23 protein-coding genes are annotated in these 24,591 nt (G+C 73.9%); 9 read left to right on the top strand and 14 right to left on the bottom strand.

The features are described 5' to 3' along the window. Complete coding sequence (locus AC0B61_RS14410) at nt 1-1,380, top strand: cobyrinate a,c-diamide synthase (protein WP_471740966.1); 1,380 nt, start codon at nt 1-3, stop codon at nt 1,378-1,380. 59 nt (nt 1,381-1,439) lie between these two features. Further along, nucleotides 1,440-1,997, top strand: coding sequence for a chloramphenicol phosphotransferase CPT (gene cpt, locus AC0B61_RS14405; RefSeq protein WP_471741051.1), 558 nt, complete (start codon nt 1,440-1,442; stop codon nt 1,995-1,997). A gap of 136 nt (nt 1,998-2,133) precedes the next feature. Here cpt and AC0B61_RS14400 read toward each other — a convergent pair whose 3' ends face one another. Together AC0B61_RS14400 and AC0B61_RS14395 are read right to left on the bottom strand one after the other, a co-directional pair. Continuing rightward, entirely contained in the window at nt 2,134-2,586 is a 453-nt protein-coding gene (locus AC0B61_RS14400) for a hypothetical protein (protein WP_471740965.1), read from the bottom strand. A 111-nt stretch (nt 2,587-2,697) separates the two neighbouring features. Then, on the bottom strand, nt 2,698-3,210 hold the full coding sequence (locus AC0B61_RS14395; RefSeq protein WP_471740964.1) for a MarR family winged helix-turn-helix transcriptional regulator: 513 nt from the start codon (nt 3,208-3,210) through the stop codon (nt 2,698-2,700). A 132-nt stretch (nt 3,211-3,342) separates the two neighbouring features. Here AC0B61_RS14395 and AC0B61_RS14390 point away from each other — a divergent pair, with 132 nt between their 5' ends. Further along, nucleotides 3,343-4,293 carry an EamA family transporter gene (locus tag AC0B61_RS14390; RefSeq protein WP_471740963.1) on the top strand — a complete coding sequence of 317 codons (951 nt, stop codon included), beginning with the start codon at nt 3,343-3,345 and terminating at the stop codon, nt 4,291-4,293. Between the two features lie 22 nt (nt 4,294-4,315). Continuing rightward, nucleotides 4,316-4,612, top strand: a complete 297-nt coding sequence (locus AC0B61_RS14385) for a DUF1330 domain-containing protein (RefSeq protein WP_471740962.1) — start codon at nt 4,316-4,318, stop codon at nt 4,610-4,612. A gap of 109 nt (nt 4,613-4,721) precedes the next feature. Here AC0B61_RS14385 and AC0B61_RS14380 read toward each other — a convergent pair whose 3' ends face one another. The 4 genes from AC0B61_RS14380 to AC0B61_RS14365 all read right to left on the bottom strand — a co-directional run bounded on the left by AC0B61_RS14380 (nt 4,722) and on the right by AC0B61_RS14365 (nt 9,020). Beyond that, nucleotides 4,722-5,555 carry a hypothetical protein gene (locus AC0B61_RS14380; protein WP_471740961.1) on the bottom strand — a complete coding sequence of 278 codons (834 nt, stop codon included), beginning with the start codon at nt 5,553-5,555 and terminating at the stop codon, nt 4,722-4,724. 89 nt (nt 5,556-5,644) lie between these two features. Further along, nucleotides 5,645-6,670: a TolB family protein gene (locus tag AC0B61_RS14375; RefSeq protein ID WP_471741050.1), complete on the bottom strand. Its 1,026-nt coding sequence runs from the start codon at nt 6,668-6,670 to the stop codon at nt 5,645-5,647. A gap of 2 nt (nt 6,671-6,672) precedes the next feature. Continuing rightward, nucleotides 6,673-8,040 carry an MFS transporter gene (locus tag AC0B61_RS14370; protein WP_471740960.1) on the bottom strand — a complete coding sequence of 456 codons (1,368 nt, stop codon included), beginning with the start codon at nt 8,038-8,040 and terminating at the stop codon, nt 6,673-6,675. A 5-nt stretch (nt 8,041-8,045) separates the two neighbouring features. Then, nucleotides 8,046-9,020 carry an alkaline phosphatase family protein gene (locus AC0B61_RS14365; RefSeq protein ID WP_471740959.1) on the bottom strand — a complete coding sequence of 325 codons (975 nt, stop codon included), beginning with the start codon at nt 9,018-9,020 and terminating at the stop codon, nt 8,046-8,048. 224 nt (nt 9,021-9,244) lie between these two features. Between AC0B61_RS14365 and AC0B61_RS14360 the strand changes: the two genes are divergently transcribed. Further along, on the top strand, nt 9,245-9,880 hold the full coding sequence (locus AC0B61_RS14360) for a cobalamin biosynthesis protein (protein ID WP_471740958.1): 636 nt from the start codon (nt 9,245-9,247) through the stop codon (nt 9,878-9,880). A 53-nt stretch (nt 9,881-9,933) separates the two neighbouring features. After that, complete coding sequence (gene cobC / locus AC0B61_RS14355) at nt 9,934-10,980, top strand: Rv2231c family pyridoxal phosphate-dependent protein CobC (RefSeq protein WP_471740957.1); 1,047 nt, start codon at nt 9,934-9,936, stop codon at nt 10,978-10,980. Here the strand turns inward: cobC and AC0B61_RS14350 are convergent. The 7 genes from AC0B61_RS14350 to AC0B61_RS14320 form a co-directional block, all read right to left on the bottom strand. After that, nucleotides 10,967-11,785 (bottom strand): MOSC domain-containing protein, encoded by an 819-nt coding sequence (locus AC0B61_RS14350; protein WP_471740956.1) that lies wholly within the window; start codon nt 11,783-11,785, stop codon nt 10,967-10,969. The two genes, cobC and AC0B61_RS14350, sit on opposite strands and share 14 nt — an antisense overlap. Next, complete coding sequence (locus AC0B61_RS14345; RefSeq protein ID WP_471740955.1) at nt 11,782-12,369, bottom strand: hypothetical protein; 588 nt, start codon at nt 12,367-12,369, stop codon at nt 11,782-11,784. Before AC0B61_RS14345 ends, AC0B61_RS14350 begins: the two co-directional genes overlap by 4 nt. Nucleotides 12,370-12,531: 162 nt before the next feature. Continuing rightward, complete coding sequence (locus tag AC0B61_RS14340) at nt 12,532-12,981, bottom strand: DUF8189 domain-containing protein (protein WP_471740954.1); 450 nt, start codon at nt 12,979-12,981, stop codon at nt 12,532-12,534. 217 nt (nt 12,982-13,198) lie between these two features. Continuing rightward, on the bottom strand, nt 13,199-14,221 hold the full coding sequence (gene glnII / locus AC0B61_RS14335) for a glutamine synthetase (protein ID WP_471740953.1): 1,023 nt from the start codon (nt 14,219-14,221) through the stop codon (nt 13,199-13,201). Between the two features lie 198 nt (nt 14,222-14,419). Continuing rightward, on the bottom strand, nt 14,420-15,436 hold the full coding sequence (locus tag AC0B61_RS14330) for an SCO1860 family LAETG-anchored protein (RefSeq protein ID WP_471740952.1): 1,017 nt from the start codon (nt 15,434-15,436) through the stop codon (nt 14,420-14,422). Nucleotides 15,437-15,562: 126 nt separating this feature from the next. Then, the gene (locus AC0B61_RS14325) at nt 15,563-16,240 is read right to left on the bottom strand and encodes a uracil-DNA glycosylase (protein ID WP_471740951.1); all 678 of its coding nucleotides are present in this window, start codon (nt 16,238-16,240) and stop codon (nt 15,563-15,565) included. A 156-nt stretch (nt 16,241-16,396) separates the two neighbouring features. Beyond that, a complete protein-coding gene (locus tag AC0B61_RS14320) occupies nt 16,397-17,488 on the bottom strand; it encodes an amidohydrolase family protein (protein WP_471740950.1) in 1,092 nt (363 codons plus the stop codon). Nucleotides 17,489-17,594: 106 nt separating this feature from the next. Between AC0B61_RS14320 and AC0B61_RS14315 the strand changes: the two genes are divergently transcribed. Then, the gene (locus tag AC0B61_RS14315; protein WP_471740949.1) at nt 17,595-18,680 is read left to right on the top strand and encodes an aminotransferase class V-fold PLP-dependent enzyme; all 1,086 of its coding nucleotides are present in this window, start codon (nt 17,595-17,597) and stop codon (nt 18,678-18,680) included. A gap of 254 nt (nt 18,681-18,934) precedes the next feature. Beyond that, nucleotides 18,935-21,028: a transglycosylase domain-containing protein gene (locus tag AC0B61_RS14310; RefSeq protein ID WP_471740948.1), complete on the top strand. Its 2,094-nt coding sequence runs from the start codon at nt 18,935-18,937 to the stop codon at nt 21,026-21,028. 74 nt (nt 21,029-21,102) lie between these two features. On the opposite strand, the gene AC0B61_RS14305 is transcribed toward AC0B61_RS14310, so the two are convergent. After that, entirely contained in the window at nt 21,103-22,740 is a 1,638-nt protein-coding gene (locus AC0B61_RS14305; protein ID WP_471740947.1) for an APC family permease, read from the bottom strand. 267 nt (nt 22,741-23,007) lie between these two features. Here AC0B61_RS14305 and tmpA point away from each other — a divergent pair, with 267 nt between their 5' ends. Continuing rightward, on the top strand, nt 23,008-24,582 hold the full coding sequence (gene tmpA / locus AC0B61_RS14300; protein WP_471740946.1) for a 2-trimethylaminoethylphosphonate dioxygenase: 1,575 nt from the start codon (nt 23,008-23,010) through the stop codon (nt 24,580-24,582). Nucleotides 24,583-24,591: the final 9 nt, after the last annotated feature.

The raw sequence follows: 24,591 nt of genomic DNA, 5'->3' as shown, positions 1-24,591 counted from the left end.
TTGAGCACCGTCCCCCGCCTCGTCATCGCCGCGCCCTCCTCGGGCGCCGGCAAGACCACCGTCGCCACCGGCCTGATCGCGGCGCTCGCCGCGCGCGGGCTGGCGGTGTCCCCGCACAAGGTCGGTCCCGACTACATCGACCCGGGCTACCACGCGCTCGCCGCCGGGCGCCCGGGCCGCAACCTGGACGCCTTCATGTGCGGCCCGGAGCGGATCGCCCCGCTGTTCCTGCACGGCGCGGCGGGGGCGGACATCGCGGTGGTCGAAGGCGTCATGGGCCTGTTCGACGGCGCCTCCGGGCGCGGGGAGCTGGCCTCAACGGCGCACGTCGCCAAGCTGCTGCGGGCGCCGGTGGTGCTGGTGGTGGACGGCTCCTCGCAGTCCCGCTCGGTGGCCGCGCTGGTGCACGGCTTCGCCTCCTGGGATCCGCAGGTGCGGCTCGCCGGGGTGATCCTCAACCGGGTCGCCTCCGACCGGCACGAGCACCTGCTGCGCGAGGCCCTGGAGGAGGGTTCCGGCGTGCCGGTGCTGGGCTCGCTGCGCCGCTCGGCGGCGGTGGCCACGCCGTCCCGCCACCTCGGGCTGATCCCGGCGGTGGAACGCTCGGCGGAGGCGCTGGCGGCGGTCGCCGACATGGGCGAGCTGGTCGGCTCCTCCGTCGACCTCGACGCCCTGCTGGAACTCGCCCGTACGGCAGCGCCGTTGGACGCCGAACCGTGGAACCCCTCGGCCGAGGTCAGCCCGGTCGCCGGGCGGCCGCGGATCGCGGTCGCGGGCGGCGCGGCGTTCTCCTTCTCGTACGCCGAGAACGCCGAACTGCTCGGCGCCGCCGGCGCGGAGGTCGTCCCGTTCGACCCGCTGCACGCCTCCGCGCTGCCGGCGGGCACGGCCGGGCTCGTCGTCGGCGGCGGCTTCCCCGAGCTGTACGTCCGGGAGTTGAGCGGGAACGCGGCGCTGCGCGCGGCCGTCGCGGAGTTCGCCGCAGCGGGCGGCCCGATCGCCGCCGAGTGCGCCGGACTGCTCTACCTGGGGGGGGAGTTGGACGGTTTGCCGATGTGCGGGGTGCTGGACACCGGCGCCCGGATGACCGAACGCCTCACCCTCGGCTACCGGGAGGCCGTCGCCCTGCACGACTCGCCGCTCGCGGCGACCGGCACCCGGCTGCGCGGCCACGAGTTCCATCGGACGGTCTGCGAACCGGGCGCGGGCGAACACCCGGCCTGGGGCTGGCGCCTGCCGACCGGGCCGCGCACGGAGGGCTTCGTGCACGGCAGCGTGCACGCCTCGTACCTGCACCTGCACTGGGCGGGGGCGCCGACGCTGGCGTCGTCGTTCGCGGCCGCGGCGGCGGCCTTCCGAGGTGCCGGCGTCGGGTCCTAGTCGGTTCCTGGTCGGGCCCTGGTCGGGCCCTGGTTGGGCCTTACGCTGACCGCATGAACGTGATCGTCCTCAACGGCGGCTCCAGCTCCGGCAAGTCGAGCATCGCCCGCCGCCTTCAGGAGCTGCTGCCGGAGCCGTGGCTGCACCTCGGCGCGGACACCATGGTCGCCGCGCTGCCGGCACGGCTTCGCAGCGGCGACGGGGGCGGCGGCGAGGGCATCGGCGGGCTGGCGGACGGGGACGGCACCGTCGAGGTGGGGCCCGTCTTCGCCGCCCTGGACGCCGCCTGGACGGCCGGGGTCGCGGCGATGGCCCGGGCCGGGGCGCGGATCGTGGTGGACGAGGTGTTCCTCGGCACCACCGCCTCCCAGGCCCGCTGGCGGGCGGCACTGGAGGGCCTGGACGTGCTCTGGGTCGGCGTGCGCTGCGCCCCGGCCGTGGCCGCGGCCCGGGAGGCCGCCCGCGGTGACCGGGTGCCCGGGATGGCCGCCGTGCAGGCCGAGTCGGTGCACCAGGGGGTCTCGTACGACCTGGTCGTGGACACCACCCGGGCCACGGCGGGCGAGTGCGCCGCGCTGATCCTCGCGCGGATGACCGCAGCCCGCCGCACCGCATAGGGCCGGGCCGTTACGGGTCGGCGGTCTGCCGGCCCCGAGGTGATCCGATTGTGGAGGTCGCCGGGTCCGGCGCCGCCGGCCGGTCTGCCGCCGGCGCCGTGGTACGTGCCCGTGGCACGCCGCGCCTGTCGTCCCGTCAAGCGCCGTTGCCGAAGGTGCCGCGCAGCGGGTCCGCGCGATGACAAGCGGCGCAGCGGATGCGGGTGTAGATCGAGACCGCGCCCATGAAGACGTCCTCGCGGCCGCCCGCCGGCGAGTCGGAACCGGCGGGCTTCCCGCAGTCCAGGCAGACCCGGCCGGGGCGGGCGGCGATCGAGCAGGCGCGGCAGATCAGGTGGGTCGGGTCCTCCGCGTGCACGACGACGGGCTGAGGCCCACTGCGGAGCAGGTGGTCGCACCACGTACAGGACTCGTCCTCCTGCGCCGCCAGCATCCGGGCCCGGATCTCCCGCTGCCACTTGGCCGCCTTCTGCAGCGGGACGGTGACCGGCGGGCCCCATCCGGCGGCGGCGAGCCACCGGGCGCCTTCCGCCCCGGCCGCCCGCAGCTGGTCGTCGACGGCGATCTGCCTGGGCGTCTTTTCGTTCATCGGGCCTCTCCTCCGGTGCGGTTCCGCGGGTGCGGGTTCCGCCGGAGTCAACGCGGCCGGAAGGGCGCTGGACACGCCCTTCCTCGCGCGGGCAGCCCGGCCGCCGGGGGCTCAGTCGAGGAGCGGCTCGGTGTCCCCGTGCGCGATCAGGAGTTTGCGCAGCAGGCCGTCGAGCAGGGCGCGTTCGTCGTCGTCGAGTGCGGCGAGGATGTGCTCCTCGTTGCGGACGTGGCCGGCCAGGGCGCCGTCGATCAGCTCCCGGCCGGCCGGGGTGAGGCGGACCAGCACGGCGCGGCGGTCGCTCGGGCAGGGGTTGCGCTCGACCAGGCCCTTGGCGGACAGCCGGTCGACCCGGTTGGTGATGGCGCCGGAGGTGACCATGGCGGACTTGAGCAGGGCGCGGGCGTTGAGTTCGTAGGGCTCGCCGGAGCGGCGCAGGGTGGCCAGGACGTCGAACTCGGAGGAGTCCAGTCCGCAGGAGGCGAAGTACTCGCGCAGGGCGCCGTCGACGCGGATGTTGAGGCGTCGCAGCCGGCCGATCAGGCCGATGGCCTCGGTGTTCAGGTCGGGACGGGTCCTGGTCCACTGCTCGACGATGTCGTCGACGGTGTCGCGCTGCTGCATGGCCTGCCGCCTCCCTGGGTGGCCCGGGGCCGGGCCTCGGCAACTACCTTAACATTCACATACTTGACGTTCGCTCACCTCGGGCTCCATAATTACCTCAACGTTCAGATAATCAACGTTGAGGGGGATGTCGTGGCCGGAACACGTGCAGGAGTCGCCGTCACGGCGGCACTCGCCCCGGCGGCCTGGGGCACGACCTACCTGGTCACCACCCAGCTGCTGCCCGACGGCCGTCCGCTGCTGCTCGCCGCACTCCGCGCCCTGCCGGCCGGACTGCTCCTGCTGCTGATCGGCCGCAGGCTGCCCAAGGGGCGCTGGTGGGGGCGGGCGGCCGTGCTCGGGATGCTCAACATCGGGCTGTTCTTCCCGCTGACCTTCGTCGGCGCCTACCGGCTCCCCGGCGGCGTCGCGGCCACCATCGGGGCGATCCAGCCGCTGCTCGTCGCCGGATTCTCGGTCGGCGTGCTCGGCGTACGGCCGGGACGGCGGGCCCTGCTCGCCGGACTGGTCGGCGTCGGCGGCGTGGCACTCCTGGTGCTCAAGAGCGGCGCACGCCTGGACGGCATCGGCATCGCCGCGATGGTCACCGCGATCGCGCTGATGGCCATGGGCACCGTCCTCACCCGCCGCTGGGGCCGCCCCGAGGGCGCCACCCTGCTGGACCTGACGGCCTGGCAGCTCCTCGCGGGCTCGCTGTTCCTCGTGCCGCTCGCCGGCTTCGTCGAGGGCGCACCGCCCGCGCTGAGCGCGGCCAACCTGGCCGGGTTCGCCTACCTCGGGCTCCTCAGCACCGCCCTCGGGTACGTGCTCTGGTTCCGCGGCATCGAACGGCTCGGCGCCGGACCGGCCTCGTTCCTCGGCCTGATCAACCCGGTGGTCGCGACCGCGGGCGGCCTCGTCGTCCTCGGCCAGACCCTCACCGGGTGGCAGCTCGTCGGCCTGCTGCTGGCCCTCGGCGCCCTGTTCGCGGGGCAGGCCCCCGCCCGGCAGCCCAAGGCCGCCACGGCGCCCGACCCTGCCGGGCCGGCCACGGCGCCCGACCCTGGCACCCCTGCCACCCCTGTTATCGCCGTCACTCGCTGACCACTACCGCACGGAGCACACCATGCACTACATCGCCATCACCCGCACCGACAGCACCCCCGACGCCGCCCTCGGCCACTACCTGGCCAACGTCGGCGCCACCATGGAGCCCTACCAGGGCCGCCTGCTCGCCTTCGACGCCCCGGCCCGGCTGGAGGGGGACGCCTGCTACACCAAGACCGCCATCCTCGAATTCCCCACCGAGGCCGATGCCCACGGCTGGTACCACTCCCCCGCCTACCAGGCCCTCGCCACCTGGCGCATCGGCGCCATGGGCCACCCCGTGAGCATCGCCGCCGTCCCCGGCCTGCCCGGCTGACCAGGCCTCGCGCGCTGACTCGGCCGACCAGGCCGACCCGGCCCACCCGGAACGGAACTCCGAAGCCCCGCCGCACCAACGGCGGGGCTTCGGCGCGCCCGGCGGCGGGTCAGCCGGTCGCGCGAATGTAGATGTCGGCGGCGCCGGGGAGGCCGCCGGGGATGGTGGCGACGTAGATGCGGCGGGCGCTGGGGGCGTGGGCGGGTGACGGGGTGGGGGGCCAGGTCGGGGTCAGGGTCGGGGGCGGGGTGGGGACGGCGGGCTCGGCTTCGGGAAGCGTTCGGGTGCCGACCGGCGCAGTCCCGGCCCCGGTGTCCGCCCCGGCGTCGGTGTCCGGGCCGGCGTCCGGGCCAGGGTCGGCCTCGGCGTCGGGGTCGGCGGTGGGAGCCGGGCTCGGGACGAGGGCGTCGTCAGCGGGATCGGCAGCCGGGGAGCCCGACGGAGCGGCCGCCGGGGAGGCGGACGGCGAGGCGGAGGGCGACACCGGACCCTCCGGGAGCTCCGGGGCCACGGCCGGCTCGTCACCGCCGAGCGCCGCGACGAGGTCGGGCGGGAGCGGGGCGGCGGGGCCGGGCGTGGGGAGGTCGTAGGCGTCGAGGAAGTCGCCGAGGCCCGGGGCCTTGCCGCCGCCGAGGCGGTAGTGGAGGTAGGCGATGGGGGCGCCGTCGGAGGTGTGGGTGTAGACGGCGCCGACCGGGACGTAGTAGCGGCCGACGCCGGGGTGCTGGGAGGGGTGGAGGCCGGCCAGGCGTTCGGCGCGGTCGCGGTCGGTCTCGTGGCCGGTCCGGCCGATGGTGAGCGCGTTGACGCCGCGCACCACGAGGGCGGCGGCGACGGACACGCAGAGCACCAGTCCGACGGCGACGGTGCGCCGCAGGACCGGGCGGCCGTGCAGGGCGGGCCACGAGTCGGTCACCGTGCGCTCGGGTGGGATGCCGTCCACGGTTCTCTCGCTCCCCCTCGACAGGATGTCCGACCACGACGGTCAGGACGTCACGCTGTGCTCCACGTGGGACCGTAGCCGAGAGTTCCTCAGCCCAGGTAGGCGGGGGCGACCGCGGCCTTGGTGAGCAGTCGCGCGGCGCCCGAGCCGTCCGCCGGGACGGTCCACAGGTCGGCGCCGTAGTCGCCCGGCAGGGCGTAGACCAGGGTGCCGTCGGCGGACCAGAGCGCCTGGTCGTCGATGTTGCGCTGTTCGGCGGTGGCGGTCTCGGTCATGGTGGCCAGGTCGAGCACGTACAGCCGCCACGGCGCGTCCGGGGACAGGCCGGGGACGCGCTTCTTGTACGCGATGCGGGTGCCGTCCGGGGAGAGCGAGGGGCACTCGACGTTGTCGTGCACGGTGGTGAGTGTGCGGGCGGCGAGGTCGCCGCGCACGAGGTGGGTCTGCCCAGCGGTGGCGAGGGTGGCGTAGAAGGTGTTGTCGTCGGCGAAGGTGACGCCCCAGACGTTGGTGTCGTGCGCCTGGTACGGGTGGCCGTCGAGGACGACCGCGAAGTCCTCCAGGTTCTCCCGGAGGTTCCAGTCCCGGACGTCGACGATCGAGGTGCGGGTGGAGAAGTCGCTGCCCGCGTACGAGTCGCCGCTGACGAAGACCGTCCAGGCGGCGAGGTGCCCGGACGGCGAGACCCGGGAGCGGGTGGGGATGCCGGCGGCCGGGAAGGAGCGCAGTTCGCGCAGGCGGTCGTCCAGGACGACGGCCCGGTAGGTGTCCTCCAGCGTGCCGCGCTGGGCCTGCAGGCAGATGCCGGTGCCGGCGGCGGCGTGGAAGCGCAGGCACTGGACGCCGGAGGCGGTGCGCGGGCCGTCGGGGCGGTCGGCGGGGACAGTGGTGATCTCGTCCCGGTGCGGGCCCCAGGCCATGTTGCGGAACAGCAGGTGCCGCCCGCTGCTCGGCACGCGCAGCGACACGGTGCCGGATTCGACCGACGGCCCGCCGGGCTGGGCCTGGTCCCGGCGGGCGGTGCGGTCGGCCGCGTACAGGACGGCGTCGGTGCCGACCGCGCCGAGCACCAGGACGGCGACCAGCAGCACGATCACCCTGGTCCGGTTCTGCAGGTTCACGGGCTCTCCTCGAGAGTGGCGGGCTCAGTGGCGGGCACGGTGGCGGGCCCAGCGACCGGCTCGGTGACGGGTCCGGTGACGGGTCCGGTCGGGCGCAGCACCGCGGCCGCGCCGACGACGCACAGCGCCAGCGCCCCCGCCGACCAGCCCAGCGCCGCCGGGCCGCCGACCGCGCTCCAGAGCGCGCCGAACAGCAGGGAGCACGCGAACCGGGCCAGCGCCTGCCCGGTGCCGACCAGGGCGAGCCCGGCGCCGCGCTGCCCGGCCGGTACGGCGTCGGCGGCTGCGGCGGCCAGCACGCCGTCGGTGGCCGCGTAGAACGAGCCGTGCAGCACCAGCACGCAGACCACCGCCGGCAGTCCGCGCAGCGGCGACAGCAGCACCCCGTACGCGAGCAGCAGCACGCCGTGCCCGGCGAGGAAGAGCCGGTGGCGACCGATCCGGTCGGCGAGCGCGCCGAGCGGGACGGCGAACAGCAGGAAGGCGGCGGCGGTGCCGAGCGGCAGCAGCGGGAACAGGCTGACGGACAGGCCCAGTCGGCGCTGGACGAGCAGGTAGAGGAAGGAGTCGCTGACGGTGGTGAGTCCGAGCAGGACGGCGCAGAGCGTCAGCCGCCGCAGCCCGGGCAGGCGCAGCAGGGTGAGGCTGTCACGCAGCGACGGGGCGGTGGTTGACGGTTCGTCGGCTTGCTGCCGGTTCGGCACGAACAGCAGCAGGATCAGCACGCCCAGCGCGGCGACGCACGCGCTGACCGTGAACACCGCGTCGTAGCCGTGCCGTTCGCCGCCGTCGGCGAGCAGCGGGCCGCCGGCCAGGCGCAGCACTAGGAAGGCGGTGAGCGGACCGAGCAGGGCGCCGGCCGTGTCCATCGCCCGGTGGACGCCGAACGCCCGTCCGCGGTGGGCGGGTTCGGTGGCGAGCGAGATCATCGCGTCCCGGGGTGCGGTGCGCAGGCCCTTGCCGGTGCGGTCGACGGCGATCACCGCGCCGATCAGCGGCACGGTGTGGACGAGCAGCAGCAGCGGCCGGCAGAGCGCGGACAGCCCGTACCCGACCGCGGCGACGGCCTTGTGGCGGGCGGCGCCGTCGCGGCCGCGGCGGTCGGCGAAGTGGCCGCCGGCCAGCCGGACGAGGGCGCTGAAGCCGTTCTGGATGCCGTCGAGCAGACCGAAGCCGAGCGGGGAGAGGCCGAGCCCGGTGAGCAGGTAGAGGGGGAGGACGGCGGTGACCATCTCGGAGGAGATGTCGGTGACCAGGCTGACGGTGCCGAGCGCGAGCACCGCCCCGGGGACGGCGCCCCGCCGCACCGCACCGGTGGCCGGTGCGGCGGGGGCCTTCGAGCTGCGGGAGTCCGCGACGTACACGGGCGTCAGTTCCAGATGCCGGTGATGTCGGCGGCGCCGGCCGCGTTGCCCGCGTGGGCGTTGACGCCGGCCAGGTCCTCCAGGGTGCGCAGGACGTCGTAGTGGTTGTAGGTGGTGGCGGTGCTGCTGCCCGGGGCGACGTGGGCGCCGTAGACCAGGGTCGGGATGCGGTTGCCGGACAGCCTGTTGTCCTCGTCGAAGGTGACGACGAGCAGGCTGTTGTGGCTCCGCGCCCACTGCGCGTACCCGTCGAGGTTGCTCCGGAGCCAGGAGTCGCCGGTGCCGACGGAGCAGTCGTGCATGTCGTCGCAGAGGTCCGGGATGACGAAGGAGACCTTCGGCAGGGTGCTGTAGTCGCTCGGGAACGCGTCCATGCCGTACGCGCTGTCGGTGGGCACGTTGCCGAAGCCGAACCACGGGTTGTGCTTCTGCGCGTAGGAGTCGACCCGGCAGTCGGTGGCGCCCTGGGCGGGCAGGCCCTCGTTGTAGCTCGCCCAGGTCTGGCCGGAGGCGAGCACCTCGGAGGCCAGGTTGGGCTCCTGCAGCGCGCCGACGTCCACGCAGCTGTCGTCCACGACGCCCTGCGCGCTGCCGGAGAACAGCATGTAGTAGTTGGGCTGGCTGGGGTGGGTGAGCGCGAAGGACTGGGTCAGCCTCGCGCCGCCGGCCGCCAGGGTGCCGTTGAGGTAGGGGGCGTTGGAGCTGCCGACCACCTGCGAGTAGGCGTGGTTCTCCAAGACCACGACCACCACGTGGTCCGGCGCGGGCAGGCCGGCCGCGGTGTCGGCGGCCGCGCTGCCGCCCGCGGCCCAGAGGCCGAGCGAGCCGGCGACCAGGCCGAGGCCGGCGGCGAGGGCGGTCAGCGGGCGGAGCGGGCGGCGGAACGGGCGCGGCACGCGGCGGCGGGCGGCGGTGGGCGCGGTGGGGGTGGACGTGGTGGGGGCGGACGTGGCGGGGGTGCGCGGTCGGGTGAAGGCCATGGGGTCCTCCGAAGGTCGGGGCTGCCGGGGCGGGAGCGCCGAGAACAGTAGGATCGCCGCGGTGTCGTGTACCGCACAAGACAGGTGAAGAACAGACGAACAGCTGCCACCCTCCGGCGGCGGATCTCACACCCGTCGCGATTGACCCGTTCCGACCGTGCGTGGTGGGATCACGGGGGCTTGGGACGAAGGAGTGCAGCAGGTGAGCGGCGGGTGAGCGGCAGATGATCGGACTGGTCGCCCTCGACCTCACCGGCCCCGCGCCGGGCGCCGGAAACGCGGGTGCCGCAAACGCGGGTGCGGGGGCCGGCACGGGCTCGGGCACCAGGGTCCGCGACGACGCCGACGCCCCGATGCCGCGGGTCACCGCCCAGGAGGCCCCGGGCCACGCCGACCTGCCGCACCCGTACACCCTGGTGGTCGGAATCGGCGCGGGCACCGCCGCCGAACCCGCCGAAGCGATGCGACTGCTGGTGGACGCGCTCCAGGAGGCCGGGCTGGCCCGCCACTCGGTGGCCCGGCTGGCCACCGTCGCGGGCAAGGCGGACCACCCGGCGGTGCGCTGGGTGGCGCACTGCCTGGGCGGCGTCCCGGTGGACGAGCATCCGCGTGAGGAGCTGGCGGCCGTACCGGTGCCCAACCCCTCGGCCCTGGTCGGAGCGGCCGTCGGCACCGCGAGCGTCGCCGAGGCGGCGGCGCTGGCGAGTGCGCCCGGCGGCCGACTGGTGGTCGCCAAGCGGAAGTCGGCGGCGACGACGGTGGCGATCGCGCGGGCGGCGGCGGGGCCGCCCGGCCCGTACCAGGACCACTTCGCGGCCGGACGGCCCGAACCAGCCGACTCACCCCGCTCACCCGGCTGACCCGAGTCACCCACCTCACCCACCGATCCCGCTCACCCCCACGGAGACCCCGCGTGACCGCCCCCGAACCCGACCTGCGCCACCACGGCGACGCCGAGGTCCGCGCCGACGGGCTCGGCCTGGTCGACCTCGCCGTCAACGTCCGCACCGGCACGCCGCCCACCTGGCTGCGCGAGCACCTGACGGCCACCCTCGGCGACCTCGCCGCCTACCCCGACCAGCGCACCGCCCGCGCCGCCGTGGCCGCCCGGCACGGGCGCCCGGTCGAGGAGGTGCTGCTCACCTCGGGGGCGGCGGAGGCCTTCGTACTCCTGGCCCGGACGGTGACGGCCTGTCATATCGTCGTGGTGCACCCGCAGTTCACCGAGCCGGAGGCGGCGCTACGGGACGCCGGGCACCGGGTGCACCGGGTGCTGCTCTCCGCCGAGGACGGGTTCCGGCTGGGCGCCGTGCCCGAGGAGGCGGACCTGGTCGTCCTCGGCAACCCGACCAACCCGACCTCCGTGCTGCACCCCGCCGAGGCCGTGGCCGCGCTCGCCCGGCCCGGGCGCACCCTGGTGGTGGACGAGGCGTTCATGGACACCGTGCCGGGCGAGCGGGAGTCCCTGGCCGCGGTGCGGGACCTGCCCGGCCGGGTCGTCGTCCTGCGCAGCCTCACCAAGACCTGGGGCCTGGCCGGGCTGCGCATCGGCTACGCGCTCGGCCCCGCGCCGCTGATCGCCGAACTCGCCGCCGCCCAGCCGCTCTGGCCGGTCTCCACCCCGGCCCTGGCCGCCGCCGAGGCCTGCAGCGGTCCGGCGGCGCTCGCCGAGGCCGACCGGGCCGCCGTCGAACTCGCCCTCCGCCGTGAGTACTTGGTGAAGGGCCTGGCCGCCTTTCCGTCCGTGCGGCTGTACGGCGAGCCGGCCGCCTCCTTCGTGCTGGTCCGGCTGCCGGACGCGGCGGCTGTCCGGGGCCGGCTGCGTGAGCACGGCTTCGCCGTCCGGCGCGGGGACACCTTCCCGGGGCTGGGCGAGGAGTGGCTGCGGATCGCCGTCCGGGACGAGGAGACCACCGACCGTTTTCTCAACGCCCTTGAGAAGGTGCTCAGTTCAGCCTGAGCTCATCGCCAGTCCGGATCCGCCCGGGCGCCAGCACCTGCGCGTACACCCCCGCGCAGGGCAGCGCCGGCATGCCCTCCAGCGGGACCACCCGGTTCCGCTCGGCCGGGATGCGCAGCGCCTCGGTACGGCGGGGCAGCGGGCCGTGCCGCAGGGTGGGCACGGCGCAGCGCGGGGTGGCTGCCAGGACGCGCAGGCGCAGTGTCGGGCCGATCGCCAACTCCCGCCCCACCCAGGCGTTCTCGACGAACCCCTCGCCCTCGGTGCGGATCACCAGGTTCGGCCGGTAGCGCTCGGCCTCGACACCGGTCGCGCGCAGCGCCGCGGTGCTGATCAGGTGCAGCGGCGCGAAGTCGAAGAAGCCGCCGTCGGGCGCCGCCCGGCCCAACTCGTTGACAGTGAAGCCGACTTCGGCCGCGATGCCGTGCGCCAGCACCTCCTCCGGCACCGCCCGCTCGACCGTCGCACCGGGCGGGCGCTCGGCGACCAGCGCCACCTTGCGCCCGATCGCCTCGGACAGCTCCGCCTCGTCGGTTTCGCGTCCGTCCGGCCCGGTGACGGCCACCCCGCCGTCCGCCGTGAGCGTCGCCGCATATCCGAGCAGGCCCGCCCACAGCCGGGGGTGCTTGGCGCTGGCCACCCGTCCGGTCGCCACGTCGAGCAGCGCCCGTTCCCGGTCCCCGGCCAGGCCCCGCCCGGTCACCTCGACCCCGTCCAGCTCCTCCCCCAGCAGCGACTTCACCGGGTAGCGGCGCAACCGCTCGACCGTGCCGATACCGACCCCACCACTGCCGCCACCGCTCAAAGTTCCTCCTCCGCCCATTCCCGGAGCGCCTCGAAGTGCAGCTCCCGCAGCCCGAACCGGGGGTCGACCCAGAGCGCGACCGCCGGCGCCGGGTGGTTCGCCGCGATCCACTCGATGTCCAGCGGGCCGAGCTCGTCGTCCACCCAGACGAACGGCCGCCCGGCCGCCCAGGCAACCAGGTCCCGCGTCTTCCAGTGCAGCCCGTCCGGGTCCTCACCGAACAACGCCGTCCAACGGATGTACGGCAGTTCGGGCAGCCCGATGTTCGGGCCGATGTGGGTGTTCGCCTCACCCATCCACCCGGTGGCCCAGACGAGTTCGTACGGCAGTGCCAGCAACTCGGGTCCGTGGGACGCGTTCAGCCACACCCGTAACGGCTTGACCCGGCCGATGGGGCGTTTCGCGTGCTTGGCGCGGGTCACCTGCCGCGCCTGCACCGCCGCCAGCCGCTCCTGCTTGGCGACCCACCAGGTGGGCCGCAGCCGGTGGGTGTCGTAGCCGTGCGGCCGCCGCTTCGGCGCGGCGAAGGGGTTGAGCGGTCCGTCCACGTCGAGGAGGAGCAGGGGCTGCGGCTGCTGGGTCATGCCATGAATTCTCGGCTCGCCAGCGGCGCTTGACCAGTGATTTGCAGGCCGCGGCCGGAGCCGACGCCACCCACCCCCTCCCCAGCCCCCGCCCCGATCACGACCTCCCGCCCGGCCCGGTGGGGCCCCCGGGCCCCACCGGCACCGCGCTGGAGCCGCCCGTCAGTTCGCCGGCACCGCGTAGGTCCACCAGGCGCTCCAGGCACCGTTGCTGTACCGGTCGATGTACCACGGGTGGTTGTCACCGCCGCGTGCGCGGAGGGTGAGGGCGTTGTCCGCGGTCGCCTTGACGACGGTGACGCCGCTGGTCAGGTAGCCGCCCATGCTGGTCCAGTCACTCAGCCGACCGGAAGTGCCGATCGTCCAGCGGGTCCACATGGCGTGGTCGAGGCCGACCACGAAGACCTGCTGGGTGCCGTCACGGAAGCCGACGAAGGTCTGGCCGCCGGTGCCGTAGTCGCCACCGCAGATGAAGTCGCCGCCGAAGATCGTGCTTCCGCAGTGCGCGGGGCTGGTGATGCCCGCGGCAGACGCGGCCGACGCCGGAGCCGCGGTCAGCGCGACGCCGGCGAGAACGGCGGCGGCCGCGACGGCGGCCTTGATCTTGTTCATGTCTGCTCCTGGCTGGTCGGATCGGGCCGTGACGACCGTCCGCCAACCGGGCGACGAGCACCCGGAAGCCGTACGGCAGGCCCTCACTGGTACCAACGGCAGTTCCGGCCAAGCGCGTTCAACGGTTCTCCGGTCCGCCGATGCCCGAACGCCCGCAGGCCCCTCCCCGCGGTGGGGGAGGGGCCTGCGGGCGTTGCACACACCCCTGGGCGGCGGATCAGACCTGGCCGGCCTTCTCCAGGGCCTCGCAGCAGGTGTTGATCAGCAGGCGGGTGACCACGTAGGGGTCGATGTTGGCGTTCGGGCGGCGGTCCTCGATGTAGCCCTTCTGGTCCACCTCGACCTGCCACGGGATGCGGACGGAGGCACCGCGGTCGGAGACGCCGTAGCTGTAGACGTTCCAGGGGGCGGTCTCGTGCTTGCCGGTCAGGCGGGACTGGATGTCGTCGCCGTACTGGCCGACGTGCTCCAGCACCTTCTCCTGGGAGGCGCCGAGCGACTCGCAGGCGGTGATGATGGCCTCGTAGCCCTCGCGCATCGCCTTGGTGGAGAAGTTGGTGTGGGCGCCCGCACCGTTCCAGTCACCCCGGACCGGCTTGGCGTCGAGGGTGGCGTCGATGCCGAACTCCTCGGCGGTGCGGTAGAGCAGGTAGCGGGCGATCCACAGGTCGTCGGAGACGGTCAGCGAGTCGACGGGGCCGATCTGGAACTCCCACTGGCCGGGCATGACCTCGGCGTTGATGCCGCAGATGGCGAGGCCGGCGGCGAGGCAGCGGTCCAGGTGCAGCTCGACGATCTCGCGGCCGAAGACCTCCTCGGCACCCACGCCGCAGTAGTAGCCGCCCTGCGGAGCCGGGAAGCCGCCCTCGGGGAAGCCGAGGGGGCGCGAGCCCTTGAAGAAGGTGTACTCCTGCTCGATGCCGAAGATCGACTCCTGGGAGGCGTACTTCTCGTGCACCTCGCGGAGCAGCGCGCGGGTGTTGGACTCGTGCGGGGTGCCGTTCGTCTCCAGGACCTCGCAGAGGACCAGGATGTGGTTGCCGCCGCGGATCGGGTCCGGCACGACCTTCACCGGGTCCAGCACGCGGTCCGAGGCGTGGCCCTCGGCCTGGTTGGTCGAGGAACCGTCGAAGCCCCAGGTCGGGATCTTGTCGGCGTTGGGCAGGACGCGAGTCTTGGAGCGAAGCTTCGCGGTCGGCTTCGTGCCGTCGATCCAGATGTACTCGGCCTTGATTGCCACGGCGTGTCCCTCGCATTACTGGGTGGTGGGTGCCCGCGTAGCGTCGCAAGCCGCCGTTTCCCGGTTGTTCCTCTCATGTAACGCGCATGTGAACCAACCGTCCGCATTGGCACGGTCACGGTGCGGGAGTGCCGGGGCTGGCACTCCCGCGTCCGAAGGTGTCCGACGCGTGCCTCAGTGCGTCAGTGCGTCAGCGCCTCAGCGCCGGCGGGCGTGCGCGGCCCGGCGGCGCCGGGTGGCCCACAGCGCGGCCGCCCCGCCCGCGACCAGGGCGGCGGCCCCGGCGGCCAGCGGGCCGGTGGCGCTGCCGCTGCCGGTGGCGGCCAGCTTCTCCGGCTGCGCGCTCTTCTCCACCCCGGCCTGCGGGACGACGGCGGCACGCGAGGTGCCGGTGTCGGCAACCGGCTGGGCGGCGGGCGCGCCGGTGGGGCCGTCCGTCGGCGCGGCGCTCGGGGCGGTCGGCGGGGCGGAGGGCTTCTCGCAGCTCACCGAGGCGACGGTGACCTTCCCGGTGACCTTGGCGACGTTCAGGTTCAGCGGGTTCACCTCCACCTGCACCTCCAGTGCCGAGGCGGCGGCGGTGGTCGTGGTGGTGGTCTTCTTGGAGAGCTCCACCGACACGCTGCCGATCAGCGGCACGTCCACCGTGGTCGGCCCGTAGAGGCCGACGGTGACCGGCTTGCCGAGCACGGTGAGCCTGGCGGGCGCGACCACGTCCGCGGTCGGCTGCCCGTCCACCGGGCAGGTCGCCTCGGCGCTCATCGCCTCCAGGCCGAGCAGTGCAGTGGCGGGCAGGCCGGGGGCGTGCACGTCGGCGTTGACGAGCTTGACGGAGGCGGCGGTGCCCTTGGCGTCGGCGCGGGTCACGGACGTGCCGATGTCGGCCTTGACCAGGGTCACCGGGCCCTGCTGGTCGACGCCGTCGACCGCGGCGGTGAGCACCGATCCTCCCCGCGACTCCGGCCGGGGGGACGACCCCGACCCCTGCGCGGGCGTCTCCACCTTGTTCAGCGCGATGTTCACCGGGACGTCCACGGCGTTGTTCAACAGCTTGACGTCCAGGGCTAGTTCGGCGGTGACGGCCCGCGCCTTACCCGGGGAGGCCGCGGCCCCAGAGGCAGCCGGGGCTGCCGGTGCGGCCTGCACGGGCGCGGCGGTGAGCAGCGTGCTCGCCGCGACGGCGGCGGCTGCGGAAACGATTCGGCGAGAAGACATGGCGGTACCCCCACACAGATGAAACGATGAGCCGCCAGTCTTCTCGAACGATCCGTCACATGAGCAACACTGAACGTCATTTCACCCGTTGGAGTGAGATTGACGTTCCGAGCTGACCGGACTCTGCTACGGCAGCCGCCAGTCCACCGGCTGCGCCCCCTGCCGCACCAGCAGCTCGTTCGCCCGGCTGAACGGCCGGGAGCCGAAGAAGCCGCGGTCGGCCGACATCGGACTCGGGTGCGCCGACTCGATCGCCGGGACCTCCCCGAGCACGGGCCGCAGCCGGCGGGCGTCGGCCCCCCACAGGATCGCCACCAGCGGCCCGCCGCGCGCCACCAGCGCCCGGATCGCCTGCTCGGTGACCTCCTCCCAGCCCTTGCCCCGGTGCGCGGCGGGCTTGCGCGGCGCGGTGGTCAACGCGCGGTTGAGCAGCAGCACGCCCTGCTGCGTCCACGGGGTGAGATCCCCGTTGGACGGCTGCGGCAGGCCGAGGTCCTGGCCGTACTCCTGGAAGATGTTGATCAGGCTGGCCGGGATCGGCCGCACCTCCGGCGCCACCGAGAAGCTGAGTCCGACGGCGTGGCCGGGGGTCGGGTACGGGTCCTGCCCGACGATCAGCACCCGCACGTCGGCGAGGGGCTGTTGGAAGGCCCGCAGCACGTTCGGCCCGGAGGGCAGGTACGTGCGGCCGGCGGCCAGTTCGGCGCGCAGGAAGTCGCCCATGGCGGCGACCCGTCCGGCGACGGGCTCCAGGGCGGCGGCCCAGCCGGGCTCGACGATCTCGTTCAGGGGACGCGGTGCCATGGTCGCCACCCTATCGGCCTACACCGACAGGGCGTTCAACGGATGATCATGGCGGACGAGCACACGGCCGAGCCCGCGGACGAGCCCGCGACCGGCCACCGCGGGCCACCCCCCGCAGGCCACCCCACGGGCCCCCACCGGCCACCGCCGGTCCGGTCACCCCACCGGCCGCCCCCGCAGCACCACCAGCCGCGGGTCCGCGAGCACCCGGACGTCCGCCCGCGGGTCCTCCGCGTACACCACGAAGTCCGCCGGCGCGCCCTCCTCCAGCCCCGGCCGCCCCAGCCACTCCCGCGCTCCCCAGCTCGCCGCCGACAGCGCCTGCGCCGGGCTCAGCCCCGCCTTCACCAGCTCCGCCACCTCGTCCGCGACCAGCCCGTGGGCCAGCGAGCCGCCCGCGTCCGTGCCGACGAACACCGGGATGCCGGCGTCGTGCGCGGCGCCCACGGTGTCGTACCGGCGCTCGTGCAGCCGCCGCATGTGCGCCGCCCAGGCGGGGAACTTGCCCTCGCCGCCGGCCGCGAGGTCCGGGAAGGTGGCGATGTTGACCAGGGTCGGGACGATGGCGACGCCGCGCTCGGCGAACGCCGGGATCAGTTCCTCGGTCAGCCCGGTCGCGTGCTCGACGCAGTCGATCCCGGCCGCCAGCAGGTCCGGCAGGGACTCCGCGGCGAAGCAGTGCGCGGTGACCCGTGCGCCCTCCTCGTGCGCCGCCGCGATCGCCTCGGCCAGGGCGTCGCCGGGCCAGCAGGCGGTGAGGTCGCCGCGCTCGCGGTCGATCCAGTCGCCGACCAGCTTCACCCAGCCGTCCCCGCGCCGGGCCTCGGCCCGGACGTACGCGGCCAGGTCGCCGGGCTCGATCTCGTGCGCGTAGTTGCGGATGTAGCGGCGGGTCCGGGCGATGTGCCGCCCGGCGCGGATGATCCGGGGCAGGTCCGCGCGCTCGTCGATCCACCGGGTGTCGGCGGCCGAGCCGGCGTCGCGGATCAGCAGGGTGCCGGCGTCGCGGTCGGTGAGCGCCTGCTTCTCGCTGGTCTCCGCGTCCACCGCGCCGTGCGCGTCCAGGCCGACGTGGCAGTGCGCGTCCACCAGGCCGGGCAGCACCCAGCCGGTCACCGTCCGGACGTCCCCGGCGGACGGCGGGCGGGTGAAGCTCACCCGCCCGTCCACCACCCAGAGTTCGTCCCGGACGTCCGCCGGACCGACCAGCACCCGACCCCGCACGTGCAGCACCGCGCCATCGCTCATGGCCGCACTCTACCGACGGGCCGGCGGCGGGCGGCTGCCGTACCGGAAGCGGGGATGCGGCACACTCGTTCCGGCACCCACCACCCCCGTGAAAGGCCTGTGAGACGTGAGTCCCTTCCTCGACCTCCCCCCGCTCAGCGCCGCCGAGTTCGCGGCGATCGAGGACCAGGTGGCCGCGCTGCTGCACACCGAGGCCGACGTGATCGTCACCCAGGGCGAGGCCCTCCTACCCCTGGAGGCCGCGATCCGCGGCGCCGCGCACCCCGGCTCGACCGCGCTCAACATCGTCACCGGACCGTACGGGCAGACCTTCGGCAACTGGCTGCGCTCCTGCGGCACGACCGTCGTCGACCTGGCCGTGCCCTTCGACAGCGCGGTGAGCGCGCAGCAGGTGGCCGAGGCCCTCGACGCCCACCCCGCGGTCGACTTCGTCTCCCTCGTCCACGCCGAGGCCGCCACCGGCAACACCAACCCGGTCGCCGCGATCGGCGCCGTGGTGCGCGAGCACGGCGCGCTGCTGATGCTCGACGCGGTCGCCTCCGTCGCCGCCGAGCCGCTGCTCACCGACGCGTGGGGCGTCGACCTGTGCGTCATCGGCGGCCAGAAGGCGATGGGCGGCCCGGCCGGGGTCTCCGCCGTCTCGGTCTCCGAGCGCGCCTGGGAGCGGATCGCCGCGAACCCGGCCGCCCCGCGCCGCTCCTACCTGTCGCTGCTCGACTGGAAGGAGCGCTGGACCGACGCCGGCCGCGCCGTACTCCCGCACGCACCCGCCCAGTTGGAGATGCTCGCGCTCGGCGCCTGCCTGGACCGGATCGCCGCCGACGGCCTGCCCGCCGTTATCGCCCGCCACCGCGCCGCCGCGGCCGCCACCCGGGCCGGCGCCCGCGCGCTCGGCACCGTCGCCCCCTTCGTCACCGAGGACGCGCACGCCGCCCCGGTCGCCACCACCCTGCGCACCGCGGCCGGCCTGCACGCCGCCGAGCTGGCCGCCGCCCTCGACCCCGCGCTGCCGGTCCAGGCCGGCGGCGGGGCGCTGGCCGCGGAGATGCTGCGGGTCAACCACTACGGCCCGGCGGCCTCGCTGGAGACCGTCCGCGCCTGCCTGGGCGCCCTCGCCGCCGCGACCGGTGCGGACGCCGCGCCGGCCCTGGCCGCCGCCGAGGCCGCCTGGACGGCCACCGCCGGAGCGTAGTCCGAGGGCACTCGGCCCCGCCGCGCTACCGGCCGGCGGGGCCAAGTACCGTCCACCAAACGGAAATCACGCCCCATAACGCCCTTCCTGACCACTTCGGGCACTCCGCGTGCAACCTTTCTCCACGCTCACGACATCAACGTGATGTGGACTCACAGCGCTCTCGCATACCGAACTCCGCCGACAGCGCGGACCCCCGCCCGGCCCGCGGCAAGCCGCTCCGGATGGCCCGCCACGGTGCGACCTTCCTCGGTATGAGCGTCGTGTCCGGCGTCCTGCTGGCGGGCCTGTTACTGCCGGTCGCCGGCGGCGTCGGGCTGACCGCCAAGACCACGGCGGACAGCTTCGACGACATTCCCAGCGACTTCAAGACGCCGCCGCTCACCCAGGCCACGCAGATCTTCGACGCCAAGGGCGGGCTGATCGCCAAGGTCTACGAGCGCGACCGCACCGTCCTCACCGCCGACCAGATGTCGCCGTACATGCGCAAGGCCCAGGTCGACATCGAGGACGCCCGGTTCTACGAGCACGGCGCCGTCGACCTCAAGGGCATCGTGCGCGCGCTCGGCAAGAACGCGGAGAGCGGCACCACCGCGCAGGGCGCCTCCACGCTGACCCAGCAGTACGTGAAGAACGTCAACGTGGAGAAGGCCGGCGAGGACAAGGACGCGGTGAAGGAGGCCCAGCGCAAGACCCTGGGCCGCAAGATCCAGGAACTCAAGGTCGCGGTCAAGCTGGAGGAGGAACTGCCCAAGGAGCAGATCCTCACCAACTACCTCAACATCACCTTCTACGGGAACGGCGCCTACGGGGTCGAGGCCGCGTCCCAGCGCTACTTCAGCAAGAGCAACAAGGACCTGACCGTCGCCGAGGCCGCCACCCTGGCCGGGCTGGTCCAGAACCCGTCCCAGTACGACCCCAAGGTGCACCCGGTGGCCGCCCAGAAGCGCCGGGACACCGTCATCGACAAGATGCTGGAGAACAAGCACATCACCGCCGACCAGGCGAAGGAGGCGAAGGCCGCCCCGCTGGGTCTGAAGTACAAGGACCCACAGAACGGCTGCATCACCGCCAAGGCCGGCATGGGCTTCTTCTGCGACTACGTACGCCACGTGGTCAAGCAGGACCCGGCCTTCGGCAAGAGCAGCGAGGACCGCAAAGCCTTCTGGGACAAGGGCGGCCTGAACATCTACACCACGCTGGACCCGGACAGGCAGGCCGCCGCCCAGAACGCGGTGAGCAGCAACGTGAAGGTCACCGACTCCGTCTCCGCCGCCGCGAGCATGGTCGAGCCGGGCACCGGCAAGATCCTGGCGATGGCCCAGACCCGCCCGTACGGCCTGGTGACGGAGAAGAACCAGACCATGGTCAACCTCAACGTCGACCTGGCGATGGGCGGCGGCACCGGCTTCCAGCCCGGCTCGACGTTCAAGCCGATCGTCGCGGCCGCGGCCCTGGAGGCCGGCCTGCCGCCGACCCAGCAGTACGACGCGCCGAACTCGATGCCGTACCCGAACGTGAAGACCTGCGAGGGGACGTGGCGCAACGACGCCCGGCCCAAGACGGTGGTGCCCAACGAGTCCGCGAGCGAGAAGGGCCCGTACCAGCTGAAGCAGGCGATGGCCCTCTCCGTCAACACCTACTTCGTGCAGATGGAGCAGGAGATCGGCCTCTGCGCGGTCAAGCAGATGGCCAACAAGTTCGGCATCACCGCCAAGGCCAGCGGCAAGCCGCTGGAGGAGGTGCCCGCGATGGCGCTGGGCGTCGAGGAGATGAGCCCGCTGACCATGGCGAACGTCTACGCGACCTTCGCCGCCGAGGGCACCCACTGCGACCCGCTCGCGATCAGCAGGATCACCACCGTGGACGGCAAGGACGTGCCCGTACCGGCCGGCCACTGCGAGAAGGTGTTCTCCGAGGACACGGCACGGGCGATGAACACCGTCCTGAACGGCGTGACCAAGGACGGCGGCACCGGCTCGGCGCTCCACCTGGACGACAACCGGCAGATCGCCGGCAAGACCGGCACCTCGGACCACAAGAAGGCCGCCTGGTTCAACGGCTACACGCCTCAGCTGGCCACCGCCGTCTGGCTCGGTGGCCCGGCCGGCGGCGTCGAGATGCGCAACATCACCATCAACGGCAGCTACCACACCGAGGTGTTCGGCGCCGACGGCCCGGGCCCGATCTGGCGGGACGCCATGAACGACGCCCTGAAGGGCACGCCCAAGCAGTCCCTGCCGATGGCCGACATCCCCGACCCGGCCCCCAAGCCCGACCCGAGCAGCACCGCGACCGGCAGCGGCAGCGGCACGGGCGCACCGGCCACCACCCCGGCCGGCCAGTAACCACGACCGCGCTACTTCGCCCCGCCGAGCCGTTGCTCGACGGGGCGAAGTGCTGCTCAGGTCAGGGCCGTTGCTCAGTGCACGACCTCGTCCACCACCTCGACGCCTCGGATGTTCCGCTCGATCTCCTCCGCCGGCAGGGCGGTCGCCATCGCCCAGTAGTAGACGACCAGCGAGAACACCACCACGACCCCGATGTCCCACCACAGCGGCAGGTTCCCCCGCGCGCCCTTGCCGAAGGTGCCCTGCCAGGAGATCAGGCCGATGCCGACCAGGTAGACCGGCAGCCACTGCCCCGCCCTGAAGTCCATCCTCGGCGCGTTCGGCACCCCCTTCGACGCGGCGTACGCCGAGTACCCGCCGAGCAGCGCGTACCCGATCAGGATCGCCAGGCCGAGCCGCCACAGGGTGTCCCAGCCGGACCAGTAGATGACCAGGCTCGCCACCGCGAAGGCCATCGGCGAGATCACCGAGCCGCCCGGCAGGTGGTACGAGCGCTCCATCCCCGGCAACCGCTTGCGCAGCACCCCGAAGGCCAGCGGCGCGCCCGCGTACATCAGCACCACGGCCGAGGTGATGAACCCGACCAGCCGCTGCCAGCTCGGGAACGGCAGGAAGCAGAGCACCCCGGCGACCCAGGCGATCAGCAGACCGAGCCACGGCACCGCGCGCTTGTCGGTGTACTGGAGAGCCTGCGGGGCGTAGCCGTTGCGGCTCAGGCCGTACGTCACCCGGGAGCTGGAGGTGATGTAGACCAGCCCGGTGCCGGCCGGCGAGATCACCGCGTCGATGAACAGGACGGTGGCCAGCCAGCCCAGCCCGATCAGCGTCGCGAGGCCGGCGAACGGCCCGCTGATCCCGGGGTAGTCGAGCGTGCCCCAGCCCCCGGCGAAGGTGTTCGGCGGCAGGGCTCCGATGAACACCACCTGGAGCATGAGGTAGACGATCGTGCCGATGACGACCGAGCCGAGGACCGCCCGGGGAATGTCCCGCCGGGGGTTGCGGCTCTCGCCCGCCCACTGGATGGCCTGCTCGAAGCCGAGCAGGGCGAAGATCACCCCGCTGGTGCTGATCGCGGCGAGCACGCCCTTGGCGCCGTCCGGCGCGAAGCCGTGCACGTCGAAGTTGGAGCCGTGGAACTCGGTGATGCCGAGGGCGAAGATGGTCAGGATCGGGACGGCGACCTTCCAGACGGTGGCCGCGCTGTTGGTGTGGGCGAGCAGCCGGACGCCGAGGAAGTTGATCGCGACGAAGACGCCGAGCAGGGCGGCCGCGACGACGAACCCGGCGCCGGTGAGCGTCAGGTCCTTGTTCAGCAGGCCGTCCGCCCAGGACCAGTGCTGGGCGTAGTTGATCATCGCCTGCACCTCGATCGGCGCGATCGTCGCCGCCTGCAGCCAGGTGAACCAGCCGAACGACATCCCGGCGAACCCGCCGAACGCGTAGTGCGGGTAGCGCGCCGTCCCGCCCGCCACCGGGAACAGCCCGCCCAACTCGGCGTGGATCAGCGCCAGCAGGATGATCGCCACCGCGCCGATGCCCCACGACAGCAGTGCCGCCGGGCCCGCCGCCACCGCCGCCTTCTGCGCCCCGAACAGCCAGCCGGAACCGATGATCGCCCCGACCGAGGCCCAGAGCAGCCCGGCGACGCCGACCTCCCGTCTGAGCCCGGTGTGCCCGGAGGCGGGCGGGTTGGAGGAGGAGTGGGCCATGGCCGATCGCCTCTCGGTCGGGGGGAAGGGGGGAAGCGCTCCGACACTGCCGCAGCCCCGCCGCCTCCCCGCCCCGAAACGCGCCGCGCCCCACTGCCCCTCACCCCAACGGCTGATCCTGGGACACGCCCGTCGGCTACTCGGCCGAACCGGCCGCCGAGGCCGCCCGCTCGCGGTCGGCCGAAGGCAGGGGCGGCGCGGGCTGCCCGCCGGGCGTGGCGCTACCGCGGGGTAGCCGCAGGGGTTCCCGCCGAGGAGGGACCAGACATGACCGAGCTGCCGCCGTACTGGCTGCGCGACAACTGCCCGTGCGCCGAGTGCCGGGATCCGCGCAACGGGCAGAAGCTGTTCCAGGTCGACGACCTGCCGGAGGACCTCGCGATCGCGGCGAGCACGGAGACCGACGGGCACCTGGAGGTGCTGTGGTCGGACGGGCACCGGTCGCGGTACGAGCCGGAGTGGCTCGGCACGGAGAGCGACGACGACGGGCGCACCGAGCAGGGCAAGCGGCTCTGGACGGCGGGGGACTTCGCCCGCGGCATCCCGGAGGCGCAGTGGGAGGCGTACCTCACCGACCCCGCCGAGCAGGCGGCGGTCCTGGCCGCCGTCCGCCGCAGCGGCTTCGCCGTGCTGCGCGGGGTGCCGGTCGTGGAGCGGCAGGTGCTCCGGGTCGCGGAGAGCTTCGGGTACGTCCGGGTCACCAACTACGGGGAGCTGTTCGACGTCCGGATCGAGCCGGACCCGAACAACCTCGCGTTCACGGACAAGGACATCGCGCCGCACACCGACAACCCGTACCGCGACCCGGTGCCGACGCTCCAGCTGCTGCACTGCCTGGAGAACTCGGCGACGGGCGGGGACTCCGGGCTGGTGGACGGGTTCAAGGCGGCCGCGCAGTTGCGCGAGGAGTCACCGGAGGACTTCGCGACGCTCACCCGCACGCCCGTCCCCTTCGTCTTCCGCGACCGCCGCACCGAGCTGCGCGCCGACCGCCCGATGATCGACGTCGACCCGCTGGGCCGGATCCGCGAGGTCCGCTTCAACAACCGCTCGATCGGCACCCTGCGCGGGAACGGCCTGGAGGCCTTCTACGCCGCCTACCGCCGGTTCGCCGCGATCACCCTGCGCCCGGAGCTCCAGCTCACCTTCCGCCTGGACCCGGGCGACTGCCTGATCTTCGACAACACCCGCCTCCTGCACGCCCGTACGGCGTTCCGGCAGGACGGCCGCCGGCACCTCCAGGGCTGCTACGCCGACCTGGACTCCCTGTCGTCCACCCTGGCCGTGCTGCACCGCCGGGCCGCCGCCCTGGACGCGATCGCCGGGCTGTTCGCGGGTGAGGGCGCCGGCGAGTACCTGGGCGAGGAGGTCACGATGGCCGAGCACATGCTGCAGGCCGCCGCCGCGGCCGAGGCGGCGGGGGCACCGGACCACCTGGTCGCCGCCGCGCTGCTGCACGACGTCGGGCACTTCCAGGGACCGTTCCACGGAAGGGATCTGATGCAGGGTCAGGACAACCGTCACAGCGACTCGGGCGCCGACTGGCTGGCCCGCTGGTTCGGTCCGGCGGTGACCGAGCCGGTCCGGCTGCACGTGGCCGCCAAGCGCTACCTGTGCGCGGTCGAGCCCGGGTACCGGGAGCGGCTCTCCGCCGCCTCCGAGTACGCGCTGGGCGTCCAGGGCGGCCCGATGGACGACGAGCAGGCCGCCGCCTTCGCGCGGCTCCCGGGCGCCGCCGACGCGGTGGCCGTGCGGCGCTGGGACGAGCAGGCGAAGGTGGCCGGCGCGCCGGTGCCCGGCTTCGACCACTACCGCCCGCTGCTCTGCTCGCTCCTGGAGTGAGGGCGGGAG

This window comes from Kitasatospora sp. NPDC023385, assembly GCF_055664045.1.
The sequence above is the reverse complement of the archived record's forward strand: the minus strand, read 5'-3'. Positions and strand labels throughout refer to the sequence as shown.

What these genes read in the sequence shown, in the direction of transcription:
- AC0B61_RS14395 (WP_471740964.1), bottom strand. Translation starts at nt 3,210, where the DNA reads ATGCAGCAGCGCGACACCGTCGACGACATCGTCGAGCAGTGGACCAGG.
- AC0B61_RS14320 (WP_471740950.1), bottom strand. Translation starts at nt 17,488, where the DNA reads ATGAGCGATGGCGCGGTGCTGCACGTGCGGGGTCGGGTGCTGGTCGGT.
- tmpA (WP_471740946.1), top strand. Translation starts at nt 23,008, where the DNA reads ATGACCGAGCTGCCGCCGTACTGGCTGCGCGACAACTGCCCGTGCGCC.
- AC0B61_RS14340 (WP_471740954.1), bottom strand. Translation starts at nt 12,981, where the DNA reads ATGAACAAGATCAAGGCCGCCGTCGCGGCCGCCGCCGTTCTCGCCGGC.
- AC0B61_RS14400 (WP_471740965.1), bottom strand. Translation starts at nt 2,586, where the DNA reads ATGAACGAAAAGACGCCCAGGCAGATCGCCGTCGACGACCAGCTGCGG.
- AC0B61_RS14385 (WP_471740962.1), top strand. Translation starts at nt 4,316, where the DNA reads ATGCACTACATCGCCATCACCCGCACCGACAGCACCCCCGACGCCGCC.
- AC0B61_RS14365 (WP_471740959.1), bottom strand. Translation starts at nt 9,020, where the DNA reads ATGGCCTTCACCCGACCGCGCACCCCCGCCACGTCCGCCCCCACCACG.
- AC0B61_RS14325 (WP_471740951.1), bottom strand. Translation starts at nt 16,240, where the DNA reads ATGGCACCGCGTCCCCTGAACGAGATCGTCGAGCCCGGCTGGGCCGCC.
- AC0B61_RS14310 (WP_471740948.1), top strand. Translation starts at nt 18,935, where the DNA reads ATGAGCGTCGTGTCCGGCGTCCTGCTGGCGGGCCTGTTACTGCCGGTC.
- AC0B61_RS14330 (WP_471740952.1), bottom strand. Translation starts at nt 15,436, where the DNA reads ATGTCTTCTCGCCGAATCGTTTCCGCAGCCGCCGCCGTCGCGGCGAGC.
- AC0B61_RS14305 (WP_471740947.1), bottom strand. Translation starts at nt 22,740, where the DNA reads ATGGCCCACTCCTCCTCCAACCCGCCCGCCTCCGGGCACACCGGGCTC.
- AC0B61_RS14360 (WP_471740958.1), top strand. Translation starts at nt 9,245, where the DNA reads ATGATCGGACTGGTCGCCCTCGACCTCACCGGCCCCGCGCCGGGCGCC.
- AC0B61_RS14345 (WP_471740955.1), bottom strand. Translation starts at nt 12,369, where the DNA reads ATGACCCAGCAGCCGCAGCCCCTGCTCCTCCTCGACGTGGACGGACCG.